The 24,795-nt window shown below is 58.3% G+C and carries 17 protein-coding genes; 11 read left to right on the top strand and 6 right to left on the bottom strand.

Features of this window, described 5'->3' with window-relative positions; all coding sequences use genetic code 11:
• Positions 1 to 44: 44 nt before the first annotated feature.
• The 3 genes from pntB to QZ534_RS14810 all read right to left on the bottom strand — a co-directional run bounded on the left by pntB (position 45) and on the right by QZ534_RS14810 (position 3,762).
• Positions 45 to 1,436, bottom strand: coding sequence for a Re/Si-specific NAD(P)(+) transhydrogenase subunit beta (gene pntB, locus QZ534_RS14820; RefSeq protein ID WP_296935409.1), 1,392 nt, complete (start codon positions 1,434 to 1,436; stop codon positions 45 to 47).
• Between the two features lie 12 nt (positions 1,437 to 1,448).
• Positions 1,449 to 3,026 carry a Re/Si-specific NAD(P)(+) transhydrogenase subunit alpha gene (locus tag QZ534_RS14815; RefSeq protein WP_296935408.1) on the bottom strand — a complete coding sequence of 526 codons (1,578 nt, stop codon included), beginning with the start codon at positions 3,024 to 3,026 and terminating at the stop codon, positions 1,449 to 1,451.
• Between the two features lie 103 nt (positions 3,027 to 3,129).
• Positions 3,130 to 3,762, bottom strand: a complete 633-nt coding sequence (locus tag QZ534_RS14810; RefSeq protein WP_296935406.1) for a TetR family transcriptional regulator — start codon at positions 3,760 to 3,762, stop codon at positions 3,130 to 3,132.
• A gap of 484 nt (positions 3,763 to 4,246) precedes the next feature.
• Here QZ534_RS14810 and QZ534_RS14805 point away from each other — a divergent pair, with 484 nt between their 5' ends.
• The 7 genes from QZ534_RS14805 (at position 4,247) to QZ534_RS14775 (ending at position 16,333) form a co-directional block, all read left to right on the top strand.
• A complete protein-coding gene (locus QZ534_RS14805) occupies positions 4,247 to 5,830 on the top strand; it encodes an NAD(P)/FAD-dependent oxidoreductase (RefSeq protein WP_296935405.1) in 1,584 nt (527 codons plus the stop codon).
• Positions 5,831 to 5,945: 115 nt separating this feature from the next.
• Complete coding sequence (locus tag QZ534_RS14800; protein WP_296935404.1) at positions 5,946 to 7,004, top strand: putative zinc-binding peptidase; 1,059 nt, start codon at positions 5,946 to 5,948, stop codon at positions 7,002 to 7,004.
• A 14-nt stretch (positions 7,005 to 7,018) separates the two neighbouring features.
• Entirely contained in the window at positions 7,019 to 8,479 is a 1,461-nt protein-coding gene (locus tag QZ534_RS14795; protein WP_069182333.1) for a circularly permuted type 2 ATP-grasp protein, read from the top strand.
• Position 8,480: 1 nt separating this feature from the next.
• On the top strand, positions 8,481 to 9,419 hold the full coding sequence (locus QZ534_RS14790; protein ID WP_296935403.1) for an alpha-E domain-containing protein: 939 nt from the start codon (positions 8,481 to 8,483) through the stop codon (positions 9,417 to 9,419).
• Positions 9,420 to 9,454: 35 nt separating this feature from the next.
• Complete coding sequence (locus tag QZ534_RS14785) at positions 9,455 to 12,772, top strand: DUF2126 domain-containing protein (protein ID WP_296935402.1); 3,318 nt, start codon at positions 9,455 to 9,457, stop codon at positions 12,770 to 12,772.
• An 89-nt stretch (positions 12,773 to 12,861) separates the two neighbouring features.
• Entirely contained in the window at positions 12,862 to 15,366 is a 2,505-nt protein-coding gene (locus QZ534_RS14780) for a circularly permuted type 2 ATP-grasp protein (protein WP_296935400.1), read from the top strand.
• Positions 15,367 to 15,376: 10 nt separating this feature from the next.
• On the top strand, positions 15,377 to 16,333 hold the full coding sequence (locus QZ534_RS14775) for a transglutaminase family protein (RefSeq protein WP_296935399.1): 957 nt from the start codon (positions 15,377 to 15,379) through the stop codon (positions 16,331 to 16,333).
• A gap of 21 nt (positions 16,334 to 16,354) precedes the next feature.
• Here the strand turns inward: QZ534_RS14775 and QZ534_RS14770 are convergent, their stop codons facing one another.
• Positions 16,355 to 17,251: an alpha/beta hydrolase gene (locus QZ534_RS14770; protein ID WP_296935397.1), complete on the bottom strand. Its 897-nt coding sequence runs from the start codon at positions 17,249 to 17,251 to the stop codon at positions 16,355 to 16,357.
• Positions 17,252 to 17,362: 111 nt separating this feature from the next.
• On the opposite strand from QZ534_RS14770, the gene QZ534_RS14765 reads away from it, so the two are divergent.
• The 4 genes from QZ534_RS14765 (at position 17,363) to QZ534_RS14750 (ending at position 20,321) form a co-directional block, all read left to right on the top strand.
• The gene (locus QZ534_RS14765; RefSeq protein ID WP_296935395.1) at positions 17,363 to 18,367 is read left to right on the top strand and encodes a helix-turn-helix domain-containing protein; all 1,005 of its coding nucleotides are present in this window, start codon (positions 17,363 to 17,365) and stop codon (positions 18,365 to 18,367) included.
• 93 nt (positions 18,368 to 18,460) lie between these two features.
• The gene (locus QZ534_RS14760) at positions 18,461 to 19,084 is read left to right on the top strand and encodes a MarC family protein (RefSeq protein WP_296935392.1); all 624 of its coding nucleotides are present in this window, start codon (positions 18,461 to 18,463) and stop codon (positions 19,082 to 19,084) included.
• Between the two features lie 36 nt (positions 19,085 to 19,120).
• Positions 19,121 to 19,705 (top strand): gamma-glutamylcyclotransferase, encoded by a 585-nt coding sequence (locus tag QZ534_RS14755; RefSeq protein ID WP_296935389.1) that lies wholly within the window; start codon positions 19,121 to 19,123, stop codon positions 19,703 to 19,705.
• Between the two features lie 151 nt (positions 19,706 to 19,856).
• Positions 19,857 to 20,321, top strand: a complete 465-nt coding sequence (locus QZ534_RS14750) for a hypothetical protein (RefSeq protein WP_296935386.1) — start codon at positions 19,857 to 19,859, stop codon at positions 20,319 to 20,321.
• Here QZ534_RS14750 and QZ534_RS14745 read toward each other — a convergent pair.
• Both QZ534_RS14745 and QZ534_RS14740 read right to left on the bottom strand, forming a co-directional pair.
• A complete protein-coding gene (locus QZ534_RS14745) occupies positions 20,282 to 21,229 on the bottom strand; it encodes a DMT family transporter (RefSeq protein ID WP_296935385.1) in 948 nt (315 codons plus the stop codon). The genes QZ534_RS14750 and QZ534_RS14745 overlap by 40 nt on opposite strands.
• 490 nt (positions 21,230 to 21,719) lie before the next feature.
• Positions 21,720 to 24,272: a penicillin acylase family protein gene (locus QZ534_RS14740; RefSeq protein WP_296935384.1), complete on the bottom strand. Its 2,553-nt coding sequence runs from the start codon at positions 24,270 to 24,272 to the stop codon at positions 21,720 to 21,722.
• Positions 24,273 to 24,795 lie beyond the last annotated feature (523 nt).

Genomic DNA, 24,795 nt, shown 5'->3' with positions numbered 1-24,795 from the left:
AGTAAACAGGCGCGGGGCTGCCTTCAGCCCCCGCAAGCCTTCCTTTAGCCCCGCAGACCGCTAACCAGCTTGTCGATGCTTTCCTTGGCATCGCCAAACAGCATCCGGGCGTTGTCCTTGAAGAACAGCGGGTTCTCCACCCCGGAATAGCCGGTGGCCATGCCCCGCTTGAGGATAACCACCTGGTGGGCCTTCCAGACTTCCAGTACCGGCATCCCGGCGATTGGGCTGCCCGGGTCTTCGGCGGCCGCCGGATTCACCGTGTCGTTGGCGCCGATGACCAGCACCACGTCGGTATCCGGGAAGTCGTCGTTGATTTCGTCCATTTCGAGGACGATATCATAAGGCACGTGAGCCTCCGCCAAGAGCACGTTCATATGTCCGGGCAAACGACCCGCAACAGGGTGGATACCAAAGCGCACGTTCACGCCCTTGTCCCGCAGGATCTTGGTCATTTCGCTGACGCCGTTCTGGGCCTGGGCCACCGCCATGCCATAGCCGGGCACGATGATCACCGACTGGGCATTGCGCAGTTCTTCACAGACGTCATCCACGCTGGATTCGTGCACCGTCTGGTCGGCATCGGCGGCGGCTGAACTGCTGCTGGTCTGGCCGAAGCCACCCAGGATCACGCTGATGAACGAGCGGTTCATGGCCTTGCACATGATGTAGCTGAGGATGGCACCGCTGCTGCCCACCAGCGCACCAACGACAATCAGCAGATCATTGCCGAGCATGAAACCGATGGAAGCGGCAGCCCAACCGGAATAGCTGTTAAGCATGGACACCACCACCGGCATGTCCGCGCCGCCGATGGCCATGATCAGGTGGATGCCCAGGACTGACGCGATGATGGTCATCAGGATAAGGGCAACGATGCCGAGTGCCATGCTTTCGGTGCCCAGGAACCAGGCCCCGAGGAATACGCAGACTATGATGGCTGCCAGATTCATCAGGTGCCGGCCAGGCAGGGTCAGCGCCTTGCTGTCGATGCGGCCGTCCAGTTTGCCACAGGCTACCAGGGACCCGGTGAAGGTAATGGCACCGATGAATATGCCGACAAACACCTCCACCAGTTTGATGGTGTGCTCAGTACCGGAGGTGGCAATTAGCGGGTCGATGTAGCCGGAAAAGCCCACCAATACCGCCGCCAGGCCGACAAAACTATGAAGCAGCGCGACCAGCTGCGGCATCTGGGTCATTTCCACCTTGTTGGCGATGGGAATGCCAATGCCGACACCGAGCAACACCGCGATGACAATAGCGGTGATGCCGCCATCCACACTGGCCAGGGTAGCCCCGACCGCGATGATGATACCGGCAACGCCGTAGAGGTTACCGCGCCGTGCGGATTCCTGGTGGCTGAGGCCGCCCAGGCTGAGAATGAAACAGATACTTGCGACCACGTAGGCCACGCTCACCAGTCCTGTGCTCATATCGGGCGTCTCCTACTTGCGGAACATTTTGAGCATGCGATGGGTGACCCGGAAGCCACCGCCCACGTTGATGCTGGCAATCAGCACCGCCACGAACGCCATGATGCCCACGGCAATATTCTCCGCCTGGGCCAGATGCAGAATGGCACCGATCACGATGATGCCGCTGATGGCGTTGGTAACGCTCATCAGGGGCGTATGCAGGGAAGGTGTTACATTCCAGATCACTTGCCAGCCGATAAAGCAGGCGAGCACGAACACCGTGAAGTGTTGCAGGAAGCTTTCCGGCGCGTGGGCGCCCACTCCGTAGAGCGCCAGGGCCGTAACCACCAGAAGCACACCTTTCCCGATCAGGCTACGCCGGTCTGCGTCCTTCTTGGCGGCCGCTTTTGCCTCGGCTGAAGGCTCCTCGGTGCCAGGTGCGGGCTTGGGGCTGACCGGTGATTCCGGTTTTGGCGGCGGCCAGGTGATGTCCTCCTCGTGCACCACTGTCAGGCCACGGATGACTTCGTCTTCCATGTTCACCACCGGCTTGCCGTCTTTTTCGGGGGTGAGCTCGGTCAGCAGGTGCACCAGGTTGGTGGCGTAGAGTTCACTGGCCACCTTGGCCATGCGGCTGGGCAGGTCGGTGTAGCCGATCAGGGTAACGCCATGATGATGGGCCACCTTGCCGGGTTCGGTGAGTTCGCAGTTACCGCCCCGCTCGGACGCCAGATCCACGATCACGCTGCCGGGCTTCATGGATTTCACCATGTCGGCGGTGATCAGTTTCGGCGCCGGTTTACCGGGAATCAGCGCGGTGGTGATGATGATATCCACCTCTTTTGCCTGCTCGGCAAACAGTTCCATCTCGGCTTTGATGAACTCGTCACTCATCTGCTTGGCGTAACCGCCGCTGCCGCTGCCATCCTCATTCTCGAAGTCCAGCACCAGGAACTCGGCCCCCATGCTCTCGACCTGTTCCTTCACCTCCAGCCGGGTATCGAACGCCCGTACGATCGCGCCCATGCTGTTGGCGGCGCCGATGGCGGCCAGGCCGGCAACCCCGGCCCCGATCACCATGATTTTCGCCGGGGGGACCTTGCCTGCAGCCGTGACCTGCCCGGTGAAGAAACGCCCGAAGTGATTCGCCGCCTCGATCACTGCCCGATAGCCTGCAATGTTGGCCATGGCGCTGAGGGCATCCATCTTCTGGGCGCGGCTGATCCGTGGCAGGCTGTCGATGGCGAAAGACGTGATCTTTCTGGCAGCCAGTTTTTCCAGCAATTCCGGATTCTGGGCCGGCCAGATATAGCTGACCAGAAACGCCCCCTCCTTCATCAGATCCGCTTCGTGTTTACCCAGCGCCGGATTCTCCATGGGCGCGCGGACCTTCAGGATAAAGTCGGCCTCTTTCCAGAGAGAGCTGGTATCCGTTGCAATGGCCGCGTCGACTTTCTCATAGGCAGCATCGGAGTAGTTCGCGGCTTCGCCGGCTCCGCTTTCAACGATCACCTCGTAGCCGAGCCCGATTAACTTGTGAACAGAAGGTGGCGTCGCGGCCACTCGCCGCTCGTCCTCGAAGATTTCCTTGGGGATACCGATTTTCATTATTGGTGTGCCTCCGGATTTCCCGATCAATCAGATGTCTGGATACCTACATACTAGTGCAGGTTGCCAGATCTGCCCGGAAAGCGGAGTTATCGGAGGTTTTTCAGTCGTGTTTCAGGGCGAGTTGTTCAACTTCAGACTGGGACAGATGGTCCAGCATCGCTCCCCGGAACTGCCGGTTGATAAAGCGCTCGGTTTCGGTCTGGATGGTTTCCCGCTGTGCCGGCTTCTCGATGTAGTCCATGGCCCGGAACAGGATGTAGCGAATCGTCATGCGGGAGATTTCATGAATAGTTTCCGGTGGCACGGCGCTAACCAGCTGCCGCTCGATAATATCCTCGGCCATTTCCCGGGCGCTGGCCTCGAGCTGTGATTCCAGGGCACGGCGCAGTATCGGAGAGGGGCCATGAAGTTCGCGGACAGCCACCGTAGTTGCCGCGGGATTGGCGAGAAAGTAGTGATACACGAACGCTACCGTATCTCGCGATGCCTGTTCGGATGAGTCCGCCATCTGCCGCAAATCCCGGACCCCGGCTTTCATCTCCTCGGCAATGTAACCCAGTACCTGCAGTCCGAATTCATCCAGGCTCTTGAAGTGCCGGTAAAACGTATTCGGATTCAGCCCCGCCTCCCGGGCAAGCTCCCGCAGTCCCAGCGACGTCAGGCTCCGGGTTTCGGTAATCAGCCGAAGCGCTGCCTGAATGAGTTTGAGTTTTCCGCCGGTTATTGCGTTCATCTTTTCCTCTGTTTTTGGGGGGAGGGACCGCGTTGGTGGGCGTTCCGAAAACCGCTGCGAGTACGTCCATGTACGCTTGCTCTCCGCCATCCATGGCTCCGAGCATTTTCGGAACGCCCACCAACACGGCCCCCGGGCAATGGTAAAGGCCTGTTAGATTCCAAACTAATGTTTAAGGGCGGGCTTGCATGAGTCTGACGGTCGTTTGTGGGAAGGGCTTCCAAAACTGTCTCTCGCCATGGATGGCGAGAGCCAAGCGTCACAGGGACGTGCCGAAGGAGCGTGTTTTGGAAGCCCTTCCCACAAACGGCCAGCCCCCAAACCAGAGCCCGCCGTACAGGCCAACGATCAGTCACCTGAGGCCAATCACCGAGCAGGCAGTATGCGGCTGTCTACCAACCTGTGTATACATGTGTCTACCGGCCATGATGACCCGCCGGACAACAACAGACAAGGCCAGGCAGGCCAACGCAGGAGTGCAGCAATGGAACAGAACACACAGATCGCCATCATCGGCACCGGCTTCTCCGGCCTGGGTATGGCCATCAAACTCAAGGAAGCCGGCTACAACGACTTCGTGATCCTGGAGCAGAGCGACGACATTGGCGGCACCTGGCACCAGAACCACTACCCCGGGTGTGCCTGTGACGTGCAGTCTGCACTCTACTCCTTCTCCTTCGAACAGAACCCGAACTGGAGCCGGATGTACGCCCAGCAGCACGAGATCAAGGCCTATCTTAAGCACTGCGCCAGGAAATACGGGCTGATGAAGCACATCCGGCTGAATACCCATGTGGCTGGGGCGCGATTCGACGAGAACCATCAAAGTTGGACACTCGAAACCTGTGATAGCCCGGCGCTCTGGGCGTATATGCAGGAGAAGGGCGTGAAGCCGGGAGACCGGTTGGATCGCACCGATAAGGGCCTGCCGGAATTCGATACATTGAAAGCCGATATCCTGGTGTCGGGGATGGGCGGATTGAGTACCCCGGCCTATCCGGAGATCAAGGGGATCGAGTCTTTCCCTGGCAAGCGTTTTCATTCCCAGGACTGGGATCACGACTATGATCTGCGGGGCAAGCGGGTGGCGGTGATCGGCACCGGTGCCTCGGCCATCCAGTTTGTTCCGGAGGTGGCGAAGCAGGCGGCAGGGGTGGACCTGTACCAGCGCACGCCGCCCTGGATCATGCCCAAGCCGGATCGGGCCATCAGGCCGCTGGAGAAGCGGTTGTTCCGGGCGTTCCCGCAAACGCTCAATGCCTTCCGGCAGAGTATCTACTGGTCGCTCGAGGCGAGGGTGCTGGGTTTCGTGGGCAATCCGCGGATTCTGAAGCTGGGTGAATTGCAGGCCCGCCGGCATATCCGTAGCCAGATTCCGGACAAGGTCCTCCGCCGGAAGGTGACCCCGGATTTCCATTTCGGCTGCAAGCGGGTATTGATCTCCAACAACTACTATCCGGCCTTGGCACGGGACCATGTCGACGTTGTGACCGAGGGTATCCGTGAGGTGCAGGGCAACACCGTGATTGACGGTCAGGGCAATGAGCGGCAGGTGGATTGCATCATCTACGGCACCGGTTTCCGGGCCCAGGACCCGATCCCGGCGGGCATGATCTTTGGGCGAAACGGCCAGGATCTGCTGGATGCCTGGAAGGACGGCGCCGAGGCCTACAAAGGCACCACCGTCAGTGGCTTCCCGAATTTCTTCATGCTGATGGGGCCGAATACCGGCCTCGGCCACAGCTCCATGGTGTATATGATCGAAAGTCAGATCCAGTACGTGCTGGATGCCCTGCAACAGATGCGCCGGCAGCAATGGACCAGCATGGACGTGAAGCCGGACGCCCAGAGTCGTTACAACGCGTCTATACACGCCCGGCTGGGCGACTCCGTGTGGCAGACCGGTTGTAAGAGTTGGTACGTCAATGAAAACGGCAGGAACACTACCCTGTGGCCGGGGTTTACCTGGCAGTTCCGGCAACAGACCCGGCGCTTCGATGCAGAGCAGTACCTGTGCAAGGGCGCCAGCGAGAGCGTTGCCGGAGCAGAGCCTGCCATGGCCGTCTAGCATCGGATTCGCCGGGCATCCAGCCAGTTTCTAACGGTGGATAAGTTGCGTTTTGGCCCGGATGGCCAATACTTGAAGCAATGGTCTTGCCGGTATCGGCCAAGGATGTCCCCCGATGAAGCTGTTTCACTGCGGCCGATGCGCCAACCTGCTGTATTTTGAAAACTGTCGTTGTACCAGTTGCGGGTCTGGCCTGGGCTTTGCACCCGATGTCATGGACTTGCTGGCTATCGAGCCAAAAGATGATGGCAGCTGGGCGGCAGTCGCCCGGGGCGACCTTTACCGGCTCTGTGGCAACTACCAGAGCCAGGGGACCTGCAACTGGCTGATCCCTCTGACCGACCCTCACGCTTTCTGTGTTGCCTGCCGCCTCAATCGCACTATTCCCGATCTCAGTGTCCCAAAAAATCAGGATCTCTGGCACCGTCTTGAGAAGGAAAAACGGCGCCTGGTGTACTCCGTGTTGCGTCTCAAGCTGCCCTGCGAACCCAGGAACGAAGATCAGTACGGCATGGCATTCGATTTTCTGGCCGACCAGCCCGCGATGTTTGACGAGCGATCGAAGGTAAAAACCGGTCATGCCAATGGTGTGATCACCGTGAACATTGCCGAGGCGGACCCGGTTGAACGGGAACGGATGCGCAGCCAGATGGCTGAACCCTATCGCACCGTTTTGGGGCATTTCCGCCACGAATCCGGCCACTATTACTGGGATCTGCTGGTTCGGTCCGGGCCGTGGCTCGGGCCGGTCCGGGAGATGTTTGGCGATGACAACAGAGACTATAAACAGGCGATGGACCAGCATTACCAGTATGGCCCGCCCGGTGACTGGCAGAGCTGGTACATCAGCGCCTACGCCAGCAGCCATGCCTGGGAAGACTGGGCAGAGACCTGGGCACACTACCTGCATATGGTGGACACATTGGAAACGGCCTGGCAGTTCGGCCTGCGACTGCATGCCGAACAGAGCCCGACGCGCAGTGAACTTGATCCTGCCTTTGATCCTTATCAGGCAGACGACTTCGATGCGCTGATCAAGCACTGGTTTCCCCTCACGCTCGCACTTAACAGCCTGAACCGGAGCATGGGGCACGAGGACGCCTATCCCTTTGTGCTGGCGGCTCCGGTGGTCGAAAAGCTCCGTCTGGTGCATCGAATAGCACGCGGTGGTTAACGAAAGGACCCCACATGAAAAAGAACAAATCGATTGACTGGAAAAATTACGATCCAAATGACTTCTACGATGAGCTGATCGCTGCAAAGGGGAAGCCCCGACGCGCGGCCACGGCGATTACCGACTACCTGGGCAATCTCGGCTCCGAGGAAATCCAGGCGCGTCAGCAGGCTGCCGAGCTGGCGATACTGGAGATGGGCATCAGCTTCACCATTTACAGTGAGGGCGAGAATATCGACCGGGCCTGGCCGTTCGACATCATTCCCCGGGTAATCTCGCTCCGCGAGTGGGAGACCATTGAGCAGGGGCTTGCCCAACGCCTGACTGCCCTCAACATGTTCATCAATGACATCTACAACGACCAGAATATCGTCAAGGACAAGGTGATCCCCAAGTACGTGTTCGCCAACTCCAAGAACTTCCGCGAGCAGTGCCGGGGCTTTACGCCACCTCTGGGGGTCTGGGCTCACATCTGCGGATCGGATCTGGTGCGGGACAAGGATGGCAAGGTGTATGTCCTGGAGGACAACCTGCGGGTTCCCTCGGGCGTTTCCTACATGCTTGAGAACCGTCAGCTCACCAAGCGGGTGTTCCCGGAGCTGTTCGACAACACCAGCATCCTGCCGGTGGATGACTACACCAATCAGCTGTTCGACATGCTGGCGTCAATCTCGCCCCGGCCCCAGGATCACCCGAAGATTGCGGTGCTCACGCCGGGTATTTTCAACTCAGCCTATTTCGAGCATTCCTTCCTGGCCCAGCGCATGGGCGCCGAACTGGTGGAGGGGGCCGACCTGGTGGTTGGCGAGGATGATTGCGTCTATATGCGCACGGTCGAGGGATTGGAGCGTGTGGATGTGATCTATCGCCGAATTGATGACGACTTCCTGGACCCAGAGGTGTTCCGGGCGGATTCCACTCTTGGTGTACCAGGGCTCATGCGGGCCTGGCGCAACGGCAAGGTTGGCCTGGCCAATGCGCCGGGTGCCGGCGTGGCCGATGACAAGGTTATCTACGCCTTCGTGCCGGACATGATCCGCTATTACCTGGATGAGGAGCCGATCATCCCGAACGTGCCCACCTATATGTGTGTGAACAAGCAGGACCAGGAGTATGTGCTCGAGCACCTCGACGAGCTGGTGGTGAAACCGGCGAACGAATCCGGTGGCTACGGCATGCTGGTGGGGCCGCATTCCACCAAGAAGCAACGCACCGAGTTCGCCCGGTTGATCAAGAAGAACCCGCGCAATTACATCGCGCAGCCCACGCTGAGCCTGTCGGTGGCGCCCACCCTTTGCGACGAGGGGTTGGCGCCACGGCATCTGGATTTGAGGCCGTTCGTGTTGCAGGGCGTGCGAACCTATGTAACGGCCGGCGGGCTGACGCGGGTGGCGATGCGCAAGGGCTCCCTGGTGGTGAATTCCTCCCAGGGTGGTGGAAGCAAGGATACCTGGATCGTGGACGAGGAGAACTGATGTGCTGTCACGTGTAGCGGAAAGACTGTACTGGATGGCCAGATACCTTGAACGGGCCGAGAACAACGCCCGGATGATCATGGCTTTCAATTCCCTGGCGCTGGATATGCCCAAGGAGACCCAGCTGTCCTGGAAGGGGCTGGTGGCGGTGACGGGCATGGGCGCGTTGTTTGACCAGCACCACCAGAAGGCCGATGAGCGCAACTGTGTGAAGTTTCTGATCGCTGACAGCTACAACCCGAGCTCCATCGCCTCCTGCATCAAGGCTGCCCGGGAGAACGTGCGTACCACCCGGGACCAGGTGCCGACTGACGCCTGGGAAGTCATCAATGAACTCTACCGTTACATCCAGGAGCACATCGACCAGGGGGTGGGGAAACGGGCGAGGTACGAATTCCTGAACGAGATCGTCGGTCGCTGCCAGATGCTCAATGGTTTGCTGGCCGGTTGTATGAGTCACGACGAGGGCTACGACTTCATCCGGGTTGGCCGCAACCTGGAGCGGGCCGACATGGCCACCCGCCAGATTGAAGTGGGCGCCCTGCAGTTTCTGGATGGCTGGGATGGCACCGAAACCTATGGCGGGCTGCTGTGGACCAGCGTCTTGCGGTATCAGAGTGCCTTCCAGATGTACCGGCACAATGTGCGGCGCAAGGTCAGCGGGCCCCTGGTTATTCGCTTCCTGCTCCAAAACGAGCCGTTTCCGCGGTCGGTGCTGCACAGCCTCAGCGAGGTTGCCGGGGCTTTGGGCCGCCTGCCAAGGAACGAGATTCCATTACGCACCGCATTGCAGGCGGTACGTCACACCCGTGAGGGCGATGTGGATGCGTTGATCCGCAAGGAAGACGTGATCCTGTTCCTGGAGAACCTGCAGCTGGAGATCGGTGAGCTCCACGACGACATTGCAGAGACCTGGTTTCCTGTCTACGAGACAGCCTGAAACTCCCCATTTTATTCGCCTGCGAGATAGGTTCCATGTCGATTCATGTTGCCCTGAGTCATACCACCCACTACCGCTACGAGCGCCCGATAGCACTGGGCCCGCAGATCGTTCGTTTGCGCCCGTGCCCGCACGCGCGAACCCGCGTCCTCAGTTACTCCTTGAAGGTTGAGCCGGGAGGCCATTTCCTGAACTGGCAGCAGGATCCGCAGGCCAATTATCTGGCCCGTCTGGTGTTCCCGGAGAAAACCGATGAACTGAAGATCACGGTGGACCTTGTTGCCGAGATGGCGGTGATCAACCCCTTCGATTTCTTTCTGGAGCCGAGGGCGGAGACCATTCCCTTCGACTACGAGGAATGGCAGACGGCGGAGCTGGCGCCCTATCTGCAGAAACTGCCGGAGACACCGGAATTCCGTAAGTGGATGGCCACCATAGACCGCAAGGAAACCCCCAGCGTGGATTTCCTGGTGGGTTTGAATCAGCGTCTTGCCGATCGGATCGAGTACCTGATCCGGATGGAGCCAGGTGTCCAGACTCCGGAGGAGACCCTGAAAAAAGGCTCCGGATCCTGTCGGGATTCCACCTGGCTGCTGGTTCAGACGCTGCGGCACCTGGGCCTGGCGGCGCGGTTCGTGTCCGGCTACCTGATTCAGCTGAAGGCGGACCAGAAAGCCATCGACGGCCCCTCGGGCGCCGAGGAAGACTTCACCGATCTGCACGCCTGGTGCGAGGTATTTCTGCCCGGCGCCGGTTGGGTGGGGCTGGACCCCACCTCCGGCCTGTTTGCCGGAGAAGGGCATATTCCGTTGGCCTGCAGCCCGGATCCGTCCTCTGCGGCGCCCATTTCCGGCATGGTGGAAGACTGCGAGGTCGAATTCGAGCATCAGATGGGCGTCCAGCGTATCTGGGAAGCGCCGCGGGTGACCAAACCCTACACCGAAGCCCAGTGGCAACGCATCGTGGGTCTCGGCCATGAGGTGGACCAGCGACTGACCGAGCTGGATGTGCGCCTGACCCAGGGCGGTGAACCCACATTCGTGGCGAACCACGACCGGGACGAGCCTGAGTGGAACACCGAGGCCATGGGTCCCACCAAGCGCAAGAAAGCCATCCAGCTATACCACCGCATGCGGGACCGCTACGGCGCCGGCGGCCTGGTCCATTTCGGCCAGGGCAAGTGGTATCCGGGTGAACCCTTGCCTCGGTGGTCCCTGAACTGTTTCTGGCGCCGGGACGGCGAAACCATCTGGCAGGACGAGCGCTGGCTGTCGGACGAACGCAACCACAGCGGCGCCACGGCAGAGGCGGCCGAGCGATTTATCCAGGGACTGACCCGGGAGCTGGGCCTGGACACCGGGCAGGTGTTCCCGGCCTTTGAAGATGCCTTCTATTACCTCTGGCGGGAGCGGCGCCTACCGGTCAACGTCGATCCGTTCGACTCCCGCCTCGAAAATGCCCTGGAACGGAAACAGCTCCAGCAGATTTTCAGCCGCGGCCTGGATGAGCCCGTGGGCTACGTGCTGCCCCTGCGGGTTTCTGAAAAGGAACAGATCTGGGAAACGGGCCCCTGGTTCCTGCGCAGCGAACGCTGTTACCTGGTGCCCGGCGGCTCTCCCATGGGTCACCGCCTGCCCCTGGACAGCCAGCCCTGGGTGGCAGAAGCAGATTACCCCTGGATTCACCCGCAGGATCCGTTCGCGCCCCATGGGCCGTTGGCCAAAAACGAGGAAATCCGCCAGTGGAACAGCCGCGGGCAGCGTGTAGAGCCCGGCGCGGAGGCTGAAGCCACTGAACCGAAGCCCCCTGAGAAAGGTAAGTCCTCCCCGGAGGTGGTCCGTACCGCGCTCTGCGTGGAGCCCCGGGAGGGCATACTGCGGGTATTCATGCCGCCGCTGGCGGAGCTTGAACCCTACCTGGCGCTGGTGGCCGCCATCGAGAAAACCGCCGCCGGGCTGGAGCAACCGGTGTTGCTGGAAGGCTACGAGCCGCCTTCGGACCCTCGCCTGAACCACTTCCGGATCACCCCGGACCCTGGGGTGATCGAGGTCAATGTGCAGCCGGTGGCCACCTGGGACGAACTGGTGGAGCAGACCGAATCCCTTTACGCCGACGCCTACCAGTGCCATCTGACCTCCGAAAAATTCATGATTGATGGCCGCCATACCGGTACCGGCGGCGGCAACCATTTTGTGCTGGGGTCCCGCAAGGCCGAGGATTCGCCGTTCCTGCGCCGCCCGGACCTTCTGCGCAGCCTGATCAGCTACTGGCATAACCACCCGAGCCTGTCGTACCTGTTCTCCGGGCTGTTTATCGGCCCCAGCTCCCAGGCACCGCGCATCGACGAGGCCCGCAACGACCACGTGTTCGAAATGGAGCTGGCCTTCAAGGAGATGGAGCGGGTTTGTCCGGTGGGCGAAAAAGTCGCGCCCTGGGTGGTGGATCGCTTGCTCCGGGATCTGCTCACGGATGTCACCGGCAACACCCACCGGGCGGAATTCTGCATCGACAAGCTCTATTCCCCGGACGGCCCTGGCGGTCGCCATGGCCTGCTGGAATTGCGGGCCTTCGAGATGCCGCCCCATGCCCGCATGAGCCTGACCCAGCAGCTGCTGTTGCGGGCCCTGGTAGCCCGGTTCTGGGAGCAGCCCTACAAACCCGGCGGGCTGGTGCGCTGGGGTACCGAACTGCACGACCGGTTCCTGCTGCCGCACTATGTCTGGCAGGACTTCGAGGACGTCATCGACGATATGAAGTCCCGGGGTTACCCGCTCGAGAGCGAGTGGTTTGCTCCCCACTTCGAGTTCCGGTTCCCGAGGATTGGCGACTACAAGGTTAAAGGCATAACCCTTGAGCTGCGCTCGGCCCTCGAGCCCTGGCACGTGACGGGGGAGCACGGTGCGATCGGTGGTACTGCCCGCTACGTGGATTCTTCCCTGGAGCGTTTGCAGGTGAAGGTACGCGGCGCTGCGCCGGATCGTTTCCAGATCACCTGTAACCGTGTGCCTTTGCCGCTGCAGGCCACCGGCATGGTGGGTGAATCGGTTGCCGGAGTCCGTTATAGGGCCTGGCAGCCGTCGCAGTGCCTGCATCCGACCATCGGCGTGGATGGCCCGCTGGTTTTCGACATCGTGGATACCTGGAACGAACGCAGCCTGGGTGGCTGTGAATATCACGTAACTCACCCCGGTGGCCGGAATTTCGAGACCTTGCCGGTGAATTCATTCGAGGCTGAAGGCCGCCGTATGGCGCGCTTCTTCAGGCTGGGGCACAGCTCAGGCCAGCAGCCGCTGAGGCCGGTTCCGGAGCATCGGGAGTTCCCGTTTACCCTGGATTTGCGGTATCACAAATAACATGCGGGAACTTACCGTTTGATACTGGCTCAGGAGACTGCAAAGCGGCTATGCTTCCAGCTCACTGACTAACGGAGCCTGAATTCAAGGTGGCGAAGCAGCGCGCAGTAACTGACATCCTCCGCCAGTACCACCCGGTACCGGATCGGTTTGATGAGCTTGGCTCCATGGGTTCCGGGCCGCAGTCGCACTGGCGGCCATTGTTGCAGCAGCTGAACCTTGAGTCAGTGGCCGGCCTCAACCTCAGGGCCCAGGCCGTTTCCAATGCCATCGCCGAAGACGGGGTAACTTACAACGTCTACGAGGATCCTCGCGGCGATACCCGGCCCTGGGAAGTGGATCTGCTGCCGCTGGTTCTGGGCGCCGACGAGTGGCAATGGCTATCGAAAGCCGTCGCCCAGCGTGCGGAGCTTCTGGACAGCGTTCTGGCCGATCTTTACGGCGAGCAATCGCTGTTAAAAGAAGGTCTGATGCCGCCGGCCCTGGTCTATGGCCAGGCGGGTTTCCAGTGGCCCTGCCAGGGCATTCAACCGGCCGGGGGCCGTTTCCTGCATCTGTACGCCGTGGATCTGGCTCGGGCGCCGGATGGCGGCTGGTGGGTGATGGCGGACCGGACCCAGGCGCCTTCGGGAGCGGGCTACGCCCTGCAGAACCGGCTGGTGATTTCCCGGGCTTTTCCGGCGCCCTTCCACAACCTGCCGGTAACCAACCTGTCGGAGTTCTTCCAGGGCTTCCAGAACAGCCTGGCGAACATGTCGCCGGCGGGAACCGAATCGCCGCTTTGCGTGCTGTTGACCCCCGGCCGGTTCAACGAAACCTATTTCGAACATGTATTCCTGGCCCGTTACCTGGGCCTGCCGCTGGTTGAAGGTCAGGATCTGACCGTGCGTGACGACACCGTCTACCTGAAAACACTTCAGGGCCTGCGGCGGGTACACGCCATTTATCGCCGGTTGGACGATGGCTTCTGTGATCCGTTGGAGCTTCGCGCCGATTCTGTGCTGGGGATTCCCGGGCTTCTTGGGGCAGTGCGGGCAGGCAAGGTGCTGATGGCCAATGCCCTGGGATCAGGCGTTCTGGAGAGTGCCGCGTTATTCGGCTTTTTGCCCGAGATCTCCAAGAAATTGCTGGGCTCCCCCCTGGCTATGCCGTCGGTGGCGTCCTGGTGGTGTGGTGAGAAACCGGCCCTGGACTATGTCATCGAGCACCTGGATGAGCTGGTTATCAAGCCTGCCTTCGCGAGCATGCGAATGGAGCCGGTGTTCGGTTATCAGGTGAAAGGTGCAGAGCGCGACGCCCTGATCAAGAAGATGCACGCCCATCCCCATGCCTTCGTCGGGCAGGAGCTCGTCCACCTGTCGCAGGCGCCGGTCTGGAAGGGGGACCCGGACCAGCCGCTGGCAACCCGTTCCATCGGTCTGCGGCTATTCGCGGCGGCTACGCCCTCGGGCTGGCGGGTAATGCCCGGGGGCCTGACCCGGGTGGCCATGGACGAGGGTGTGGAGGTTATCTCCATGCAACGGGGCGGATTGTCGAAGGATACCTGGGTGCAGGCTCGTTATACGGCACCCTCCAAGTCCCTGATCAAAAAACGGTTGCAGGTTTCGGACCTGCTCGACGGAGAACGGGACACGCCCTCGCGGGTAGGGGAGAACCTTTTCTGGATGGGCCGGCATTCGGAGCGCGCTGAGGGGACTGCCCGGTTATTGCGGGCGGCTTTCAACCGGCTGTCGGGCCATGACCAGGCCAGTGAGGAAGCCCTGCTCGGGCTGCAGCAGGCAGCCGAGCAGTTCGGCACCCTGCCGGAACCCGAAGAGGACGCGGTGCCGGAGCCGCTTCCAGACATGTTGCTCAAGGCGGTCAGTGATGTGACCTCTCCGGGTTCAATTGCGTCCATTCTCCAGGCGTTGCTCTTCAATGCCAGTCAGGTCCGGGATCGGCTGTCTTCCGACAACTGGCACACGCTCAATCGGGTGGGCAAGCCTCTGGCGCCACCACCAAAAACGCCGGACCAATCGATCCGGGCATTGAATCTGGTGTTGCTGGATTGCATCTCCCTGGCCGGCTTCGCCATGGATGACATCACCCGGGACGCCAGCTGGGTATTCCTGGTGATTGGCCGGCGTCTGGAGCGTCTTGCCAATCTCTGTACCCTGATCTGCGTACCGTTGTTCAGCGATCGGTTCAGCCGCCACGCCATGCTCGAGTGGCTGCTGGAAGTGGCCAACTCGGAAGTGACCTACCGCACCCGTTACCGCCGGACACCGGAGTTGCTGGGGGTACTCCATACCCTGGTGATAGATGGGAGCAACCCTCATTCCGTGATGTTCCAGCTGAGGCAGCTACAGAAGGATCTGCCGGAGATGGGGCGGAAAACCGGGCAGCTGTTTCCGCCGGATCTGAACGACTCCCTGCAGCGGCTCCAGGCGCTTGATTTACATCCGTTTGAACGCAAACGCCCGGACAAAGCCTGTGAAGCCCTGGCAGAGCTGTTGTGTGACATCCGGTCCGAGGCCTATCGTGTGTCTGATGAGATCCAGCGGCAGTGTTTTATTCACACCCGGTATTCAGACCGGCCTGTGAAACCGGATTGAGGCGCCTGTCATGACATTTGTCCGTTACCATGTGCGTCATGAGACCCTGTACCAGTACGATCAGGTGGTGGGGGAGTCCCACCATCTGCTGAGGCTCACGCCGCGGTCGTTGCCCTGGCAGCGGAACCTTGAGCATCACCTGGCGATCTCCCCGGAACCGTCGGCAAGACGTTCTTTCCTGGACTGTTTTGGCAACCGGATTACCAAGATCCATTTCACCGCCGACCACGAATACCTGGAGATCATCAGCGAATTCTGGGTGGAGCTTCGTGAACGTCCGAAGCCCTCGGCATCCGCTGCAAAAGTCCCCTGGGAAACCGTGCGCGACAGCCTTAGGTACCGGGCCGACAGGAAGTTCCCGCCGGACCATCTTCAGGCCACGGCGTTCCGGTTTGTCTCCACCAATGTGCCCATTGATTCCCAGTATGCGGCCTACGCCCGGGAAGCCTTTCTGCCGGGGCGGCCCCTGGTGGAAGCGGCCGATGCCCTGATGCGGATGATTCACCGCGACTTCAAGTTTGATGCGACGGCGACGGAAACCTTTACCCCGGTGGAACAGGCGTTCAAGGCCCGTCGCGGGGTTTGCCAGGATTTCTCGCACATCATGATTGCCTGCCTGCGCTCGGTGGGCCTGGCTGCCCGTTACATGAGCGGTTATATCCTCACCCATCCGCCGGAGGGCAAGGAGCGGCTGGTCGGCGCCGACGCCACCCATGCCTGGGTAGCCGTATTCGTACCGGACTTCGGCTGGCTGGAGCTGGACCCCACCAATGCCTTGCGGCCGGATCTGGAACACATCACCCTCGGCTGGGGCAGGGACTTTTCCGATATCACTCCGATGCGCGGCGTGCTGCTTGGCGGAGGTGACCACGAACCGGAAATTGCGGTCACCGTGGTGCCCGAGGAGGAGTTCGCCTCACTGTACGCCGATGGCGAAACTTACCTGGAAGAACTCTCACCCGGGTGACCGCGGCTTTCTGGCACGGCATCACCCCCGGTCCAGACTTGTCAGCACCGTTTCCACGACCATGGGACTTGAGAGAATCCGATGGTGGCCAAGGCCACTGGTGCGCAGAAGATCTGCCTTATCCCACGTTTCGGCCACGCGTTGGCTCTCTTCCGGTGAAATGGACGTGTCGGCGTCATCAATGACGATCAGACCACGCTGGTTCAGACCGCGGCAAAGCGTCTCAAGATTCAGCTTCTCCCAAATGGATGGGCCGAACCGGTCTTCCATGAGTTCGAGGTGAACGGTCAGTACTTCGGGACTGAGCGCCAACTGTCTGCCAAGGTTCACCATAACGGCCTTCAGGCTGACGGGCGGTGCCAGCATAGCCACGAAGTCGGTATCAAACCCGTTGGCGATAGCTCGCGCTACTGCGATACATCCCAGGGAATGTGCCAGCACACCTCGAACTCCGCCCACGCTGGCAGCCACATGAGCAGTCACGTCTGCCATCTCGAGCAAATCTGTGCTATCCCCCTGCGCGCGGCCATGAGCCGGGGCATCGAAGAGAACTACCCGGTAGCCGGCTTCAACCAGCGGTTCAATCCAGGCGCCGAACTGAATACCTGCGCCTCCCCAGCCATGGACTCCGAGAATCACGGGGCCTTCACCCCAGGAATAAACCGGAATGGTTCGCGTGCCATGTTGAAGCTGGGTATAGCTGTCGGTGTTATCCAGCCAGTGCTCGTAGCGAACTGGCAGAGGCAGACGGGAGGGCCGGAAGGCCATACGGTTCACCAGTTTTCCGGCTTTTTGCGGCGATACCCGGGCATAGAGTTGTAGCGCCAGGCGGGTCGCGGAAAGCCCCGGAGTGGCGGGCTTCCCGGATTGGCTTGAGTGGCGTGGGATCACTGTCTGTGTATTCAGTTGTGAGGTCATGGAGAAAGTCCTTCTTCGTGCTGTGGTGGATGACAGTTTCAGGTTAGGGCTTGCCGGCTGTTAGCAGGAGTGTCATATTTGACATATAAAGTGCGGAAAGGGCCATTTCTCATGATGAATGTTGCAATCGTTGCCTTGCCCAACTGCCATGCTTCGGGCGTGCACGGTGTGATGGATTTCTTCACTGTGGCGAACTATTGCGCCCGCGTGCCAGGAGCTCACAGTGATCCCCTGTTTAACTGCCAGGTGGTGACCGTGGATAATCAGCCGGTCCGTGGTTACAGCGGTGCTCTGGTAACACCAACGGTGTGTCGTGAAAGCTTCCGGCCAGATTTGATTGTGGTTGGCTCCTCCGTTGAAGCAGCGGTCAATGCAGAGCTTCTGGAACGAACCCTGGCACCCGCCACACCACTTTTTGGCTGGCTGAGGGAAGCCTTTGAACAGGGTGCTGTGGTGGCGAGCGTGTGCACTGGCAGTTTTGTGCTTGCCGAGGCCGGTTTGCTCTACGATCAGGTGGCCACAACACACTGGCGGGCAGCACCATTGTTTCGGGACCGATACCCGGACATTCGACTGGATGAAGATCAACTGCTGGTGGATAACGGCCAGATTGTCTGTGCCGGTGGTGCGACGGCGTTTGTGGATTTGTGCCTTTACCTGGTGGAACGTTTTGCCTCTCCCTCGGTCGCCCTGGCTTGCAGCAAGATGCTGGTTCTGGACGGGCGCCGAGTGGAACAGACACCCTATATGGCCTTCTACAGCCGGAAAGCCCACCAGGATGATCCCATCCGCAAGGCTCAAACCTGGCTGGAACACCATTACTCAGACCCGATCAGCATTGATGATGTGGCCGATGTCGCCGGATTAGGCACTCGCACCTTCAAGCGCCGGTTCAAGGAGGCTACCGGGGAAACGCCCATTGGGTATCTCCAGCACCTTCGCATTGAAGCCGCGAAACACAAACTGGAATCCAGCCGCGAGCAAACGGCCCGCATTATCTGGAGCGTGGGCTACGAGGATGCCAGTTCTTTCCGGCGTTTATTCAAGCGTACTGTGGGCTGCACAATGGAACAGTATCGTAAGCGCTTCAGCTATGTGACGCCGCTGGCCGTGTGATTCAAAGGGTCGTCATACGTCCACTTCCTTACGGCAGGAAAGGTGGTAGCAAGCTATGCTTACCCGCTTTCATTGACCGCTGGAATATCCGGAATGCTTGAAACCTTCTTCTCTACCTACGTCAGCAGCACCATTCGCTTTTTGTTCCTGCTGGCGCCGTTTTTCGTGGTGACCATGTTCCTGGCGCTGACTCGCGGGCTGCCGGCAACCGAGAAGACCTCGATTATCCGACGTGCCTGTGTCTCGGCCTTTCTGATGGGCGTGATCCTGTTCTTTGCCGGTCCGCTGCTGTTCAGCGCTATCGGCATTACTCTTAATTCTTTCCGTATCGGTGCCGGTAGTCTGCTGTTCCTGACCGCCATCAGCCTGGTGACCAGTGGCACTCGGAATCACGCCACCGGTTTGCCGGATGAAGATCGCGATGACATTGCCGTTGTGCCACTGGCCATTCCGGTGATGATTGGCCCGGCCACCATTGGTGCGATCATGGTTTACGGTGCGGAGCTGAGCCGGGTTTCCGAAGTGGCCGGCGGGCTGCTGGGACTGGTTTCCAGCCTGCTTATCCTGGCGGTGTTGCTGCACCTGTCGGGTTACCTCGAGAAGGTACTGGGCAAGACCGGCCTGAACATCATGTCCAAGATCAGTGGTCTGATTCTCTCGGCCATGGCGGCGGAAATTGTGCTGACGGGCATTGCGGGTTTCATTGCCTCCACCTAGAGTATCGCGGGACAGGTTTTTGCTGCAGGGTGTCTGATGTCTGCCAATACCATTGAGCACAATCGCAAACGATACGATTTCTCCGGCGTCGAGTCGGTGTGGCTGTTTGGTTATGGCTCCCTGATCTACAAGGTCGATTTTCCCTTCCTGGAGCAACGCCCGGCGTCGATTCGCGGCTGGGAGCGGCGGTTCTGGCAGGGTTCCCACGATCACCGGGGCACGCCAGAGTCGCCGGGCCGGGTGGTCACCCTGATCGAGAAGCCGGAGGCTGTCTGCAAAGGCATGGCCTTCAGGGTCTCGCCCAATGTCTTCGAGCACCTGGATGTCCGTGAAAAGAACGGTTATCTACGCCTGAGCACCAAGCTGACGTTCGACGATGGCAGCCATGCCGAGGGTCTGGTTTACATTGCCACCGAAGACAACGAGGCCTTCCTCGGCCATGCCCCCGATGCCGATATTGCCCGCCAGATCGCCTCTGCCTCAGGCCCGAGCGGTCCCAATGCCGAGTATCTGCTGAGACTCGCTGAATCGCTCCGGGCGCTTGGTGCAGACTGCCCACACACCTTTGCCATTGAATCCCACCTCAAGTCTGCCTCCGAAAACGACACGAACGGACACTAGAACGTCAAGCAGGCACGGCGTTTCGTAAAGATCCTGCAAAGCCCGCTTCGGGGCGCTGACATTCTCTCCCGGTTCGATAATCTGGGTTCAGAGGCATCCGGCACTGGGCCCGGATGCGAGATCTGTCTCTGAACAGAACGGGAGAATCATCATGAAGCGATTGTTGATCGGAAGTCTGGTAACGACATTTCTGATGGTGTCCGCTCCGGTGATGGCCGACGACGATGACCGCCGTGGTCATGGCTGGCAACAGCACCACGAGCGGGGAAGTGCATTACCTCCGGGCCAACAGAAAAAGTTCCTGCAGGCCCATTACCGCGACGACCGTTATAAACGCCACCATCACAAGCCCCGTCATTACAAGCAGCATAAATGGGACCGCAAGCACCATGGTCGCTATGATCGTCATCGGTACCATGGCGATAAACGCAAATGGGGTAAGAAGCACAAGCGGGATGTCTATCGTGACAGGCATGACCGGCGACGCGACTGGCATCGCCACCCTTCAGGCCATTACCGCATCAAGCTGGGTTACGGCGATGGCCTGCCGCCAGAGGCCCGGATTGGCCGGATCATTTACGATACTTCGGTACTCATTGACTCTTCCCGGCGCTGAGCAGGCCACCCCGGTTCCGGAGCCGCCCGTTGCTCCGGGGCCGGATTGAAGCCTCTAGCCGGTTCCTTGCGCCGATGCTGCAGGCCAATCAGCAGCAAGGGCACCACGATCATCAGGCTGCCGGCCAGGAACCACAGGTCGGGCACCTCTCCGAACCAGATCCAGCCAATGGCGACGGCCCAGATCAGACCGGTGTATTCGGCACTGGTGACCTGGTTGGCATCCACCTGGCGGTAGGCCAGCAAGACGGTGATGTTGTAGCCCAGAATGAACAGGGCAGAGCCCATGGCGCCGATCAGGATGCCTGAATCCCATTGGGCGCCTTCCCACCAGGCCAGGGCCCCGGCCGCTGGCAGAATCAGCAGGTAGTTCAGGAACAGTTTGTGGACGGTGCTCTGCTGTTTTGGCAGTTTCCGGACCAGCACGGCGTTGATGGCCAGGGCAAAGGCAGAGGCAAGCGCGGCCACGGCCGCCCAGTTGAATTCCACCGGCCGAAGGATAAGCACGATGCCGGCAAAGCCGCTGAACACGGCGGTGACGCTCAGGGGCGTGAGTTTTTCCCGGAACAGGAACACCGAGAGCACCATCACGAGGATGGGCGCTGCGTAGAAGACGGCGTTGGCGGTGGCCAGCGGCAGATTGCCCAGGGCGATCACCATGCACAGGATGCCAGCCAGGTGAACGTGGGCCCGGAAGGTGTGGATTTTCAAGCCGGCGAACAGGTTTTTCCGGTCCAGTTGTTTTGCCAGTGGCAAAAGGAAGGCCAGGGTAATCAGGCAGCGCAGGAAGGCAAACTGGAACACCGGGGCGCCGGGTTCAAGCAGTTTGATGAATACGTCAGAGATCAATGCCATGGCGTTGCCGATCACCAGCAGAAGGATGGCGCTGTTTACGGTTTTTCCTGACATGTTTTCTCCTCAATTCCTCAACTTTGGGTGCATGAGCCCGGGCGGGAAATGGCTTCCGAAAACCGCTGCGAGTACATCCATGTACGCTTGCTCTCCGCCTTCCCTGGCTCCGAGCATTTTCGGAAGCCATTTCCCGCCCGGGCTCCCCTAACTGGTGTCAGTCCAACGCTAAGGTGAGATTCAGAGGTTTTTGAAATCAGATACTTGCGGTAGGGTCACCAAAAATTGAATTTGAGGTGACCATGATTAGGCGAGATTTCTCATGGTTTTCCACGGATAGCATGAGATTTTCCAAAAAAGATAAATTAAAACATCAGCTTATCGAGCCAAGGAGACAGATTTAGCACCGAAAAGAAGGGAGGTAAAGCGTTAATTGTGTTACCTGTGGATGTTTAAGAGGGTTCGGAGTGACAGTAATTAAGAAGGGGCCCCAAATCTATGGAGCCCCTTCCGGATCTTAAAGAATCTAGTACGTTGAGTGAGCTAAACGTTATTGAACGCGGCTTACCTCAAGCTGTATTTCTGATTCTTTATTTTCGTCGACACCCTGAGGGTTCAGGTATTCAGCCTTACAGCCCCAATCCCGGAATAGAATCAGCTGATCATCATAATGCGGGCCTTTGGTGCCATCTTGTGCAACGAAGCCACTCTGACCAGGAGGTGCAACTGTACACATCTCGGTATTGCCCGAGTCATCGAATATTACCTGATGATTCTGGGTACCACGATTCATGTACGTTGGGAGCTCCAACTGTTCTGACAGGTTCGCTTGAGGCACACCCAAGAAGTTACGAGTACTGAAACGATGAACGGCCGCTGGTGTGAGCCAAGTGGCTCGGTCCGTGCCATATTCCTGTTCCAGCTGAGATATTGCCTCTACGAGCGACTCTCTTACGATCGTGAGTTTTTCGTCATAAGTTGCCCCATTAAAGAAATCGAAAGTTTGTGCAACCCCCGCATCTTCACCGAGTAAGGCGTTATATAGATATTTACTGCTTTGACCGGGGCGAACGCTGCCCCCAGCGGTCTCTACTGGATACCCTGGATTAGATGAATATGCGAATTGCGGGATGTCGTCAGCAAGAACGGCGTCATAAGCGATTGTTAGCCATTTTCTGAACAGTGTTGCTTCAGGCTCGTTGTAAAAGCCATCAAAGTCCGGATTGGTGTTTAGCATGGACCATTCAGAAAGTGAGTCTGCTGCCAGCCTCACTGGATCATCATTTGGCAGTTCCTGAACTGACTCGACAATGTACGGAATGAAGTAACGTGCATTGGTGTCGGACAGAGCTGTTTGCCGGTTCAGATCCCAAACCTCGTCTGGCGTCAATACAGGTTTTGCCTCAATGCGATCGATAAACTCATTCACTCGATCTACGGCAGACCAGTTGGCACCATCACCAAGTCCTACTTCACCGGGGGTGGATTGGTTATTCCAGTTTACGATGTAGCCTTGACCAGGGTTATAGGTCTTCGGTACTTCATCGAATGGACGAATGCCCTGCCATTCCATGGATCCATCACCTAGAGCTGGAAGCCGAATATCCTGACTTTCCGGCCTGATAGGGAGGTAGCCAGGGGAAACATATCCAATATTTCCTTCGACATCAGCATAATACCAGTTAATGGTTGTGGCGACGTCTTCGGCCTCGGCGAGCCACTCATCCCAGTTCTGGGCTTTCATAGAATGAATCCAGCTCATGAGAGACTGAATTTCATATCCGGTCCAGCTGCGCTTGAACGCATAGGCAGTATTGTTATCTGAGTCGAAACTGGTAACTACACCATGAACGCTGTAATAGATATCTAGCGTTTCCTCTTCAAACCCTCCATCAGTTTTTACTCTGATAACCTCGGTTCGCTTGTCCATGTCGAGGTATTCGCCATCAAAGTAATATTGATACTGATTGGATGGGTTTAGTTCCAATTGGTAATAGTCATTCACGTCCAATGGACCAGCAGTTGCGCCCCACGTGATCTGGTTGTTTGTTCCAAATAAGATAACAGGGAGGGCGAAAGGGGTATTTCCCGTGACGTCATAACCAGCTCCATGCAGCCCGATACTGTACGTATATGCTGGATTGAACCAACCGAACTGTGGACCATTATTAAATATGGTCGAACCATCTGCGGTGCGATTAGGGCCGATGATCCAAAGATTGCTGGCCACTGGTCTATCGTCGGGGGTGACAATCCCCTTGAACGCAGCTTCTTGGACGCTGGAGGCCGTAAGAAGGCTTTCAGATACCGGAGCTAGAGAGTTATAAACTGCTTGGCTCTCTTCTACTCCCTCGGTGGAGGACATTAGTTCGTCGTTTTCTTCAACTTCAGCACTTCCGAAACTGTTAACACCTGGTTGTCTCGGAACGGTGGTGGGAGCTAGAGGGTCTTCAAGCCAACGAAGCTGGTTGAACATGGCGAGCCCATCTGAATCGCCTAATTCGGCTTGTAAATCTTTGAGTAATGACAAATTTCGGATTTCACTGGAGCTATTAGAGTAACGCCCTGCCATGGTCCCAACGTAGAGCATGGCTACGTCGAAAGCTGTCCATTTTTCTGGCGTAAAATCAAAATCTGTAAACTGTTTAGGAAGTAGCTCTGAAGGGTTCGCATTGACCTCTTCGATTCGCTTGTTAAACCCGTCAGCGTAGCCCTTGAAGATATCGAGATCTTCTTCGGAGAGCTCTTGCAGCTGACTCTTGATCGAATCTGGATCAAATCCTGAGCGTGAGGACCGATCTAGAGGCAGATAATCTGCACCTAATACTTCCGAAACTGTGCCAAGAACAGATCGTTTGATCATCTCCATTTGAAACAGTCGGTCTTGTGCAAGCGAGTAGCCGTAGCCGTAATAAAGGCCATAGGTGCTGTCCGCGTAAACGTGCGGAACACCGTAGTTGTCTCTTTTAATCGTGATGTTCGAAGTTTCGGTTTCATCCGGCGGTGGACTCACAGGGGAGTCGCTGTCATTGCACCCTGTTAATGCCAATGCAACTGCCCCTGCTAGCAGCCATGATGAATTTCGCCTTCCTAGATAAGTCATAAATCCTCTTCCTTTTTGTCTTTATGGTAAGTCGCTCCCTGTCTAAGCAAACAGGTAACCAAGATTTAGCACCGAACTTGATGATCCTCAAATTTCTAACAAAAAGTGAGTTGTGTATCATTTTAAATACATATAAAACAGATAGATAAAAAATTTTAAAGGACATCATGATTTGGTATTGTACGCATAAGTGCGATTTTGGTGATTTATTAGGTTGCATCGAATTGTGCAGAAAATCATGTGGTTGTTCGGGGGAGAGAACAAATATTTGAATTAAATATCTGGAATATGATTCATCTATATCGAAATAGAATATAGATATTTCACAAAAGTTATTTAGGTCTGCGAGAGGGTAGTGAAAGGCAGGTGCCGATCTACTTGTGACGTCGGATTCAAGTCGTAGTCGTAAAGAACATGCGGTTTCACGAAGAAAGCAGAAGCAATTGGAGCCGGATTTTTCCAACTCTGGATGGACCTAATACCGGGTCAGGGTCACCGCTGACCATCGCTGAACTGAAAACAG

It is taken from the genome of uncultured Marinobacter sp. (genome assembly GCF_913055835.1).
Classification (GTDB): Bacteria; Pseudomonadota; Gammaproteobacteria; order Pseudomonadales; family Oleiphilaceae; genus Marinobacter.
Note: the sequence above shows the minus strand (reverse complement) of the source record. Positions and strands in the feature narration are given on the sequence as shown.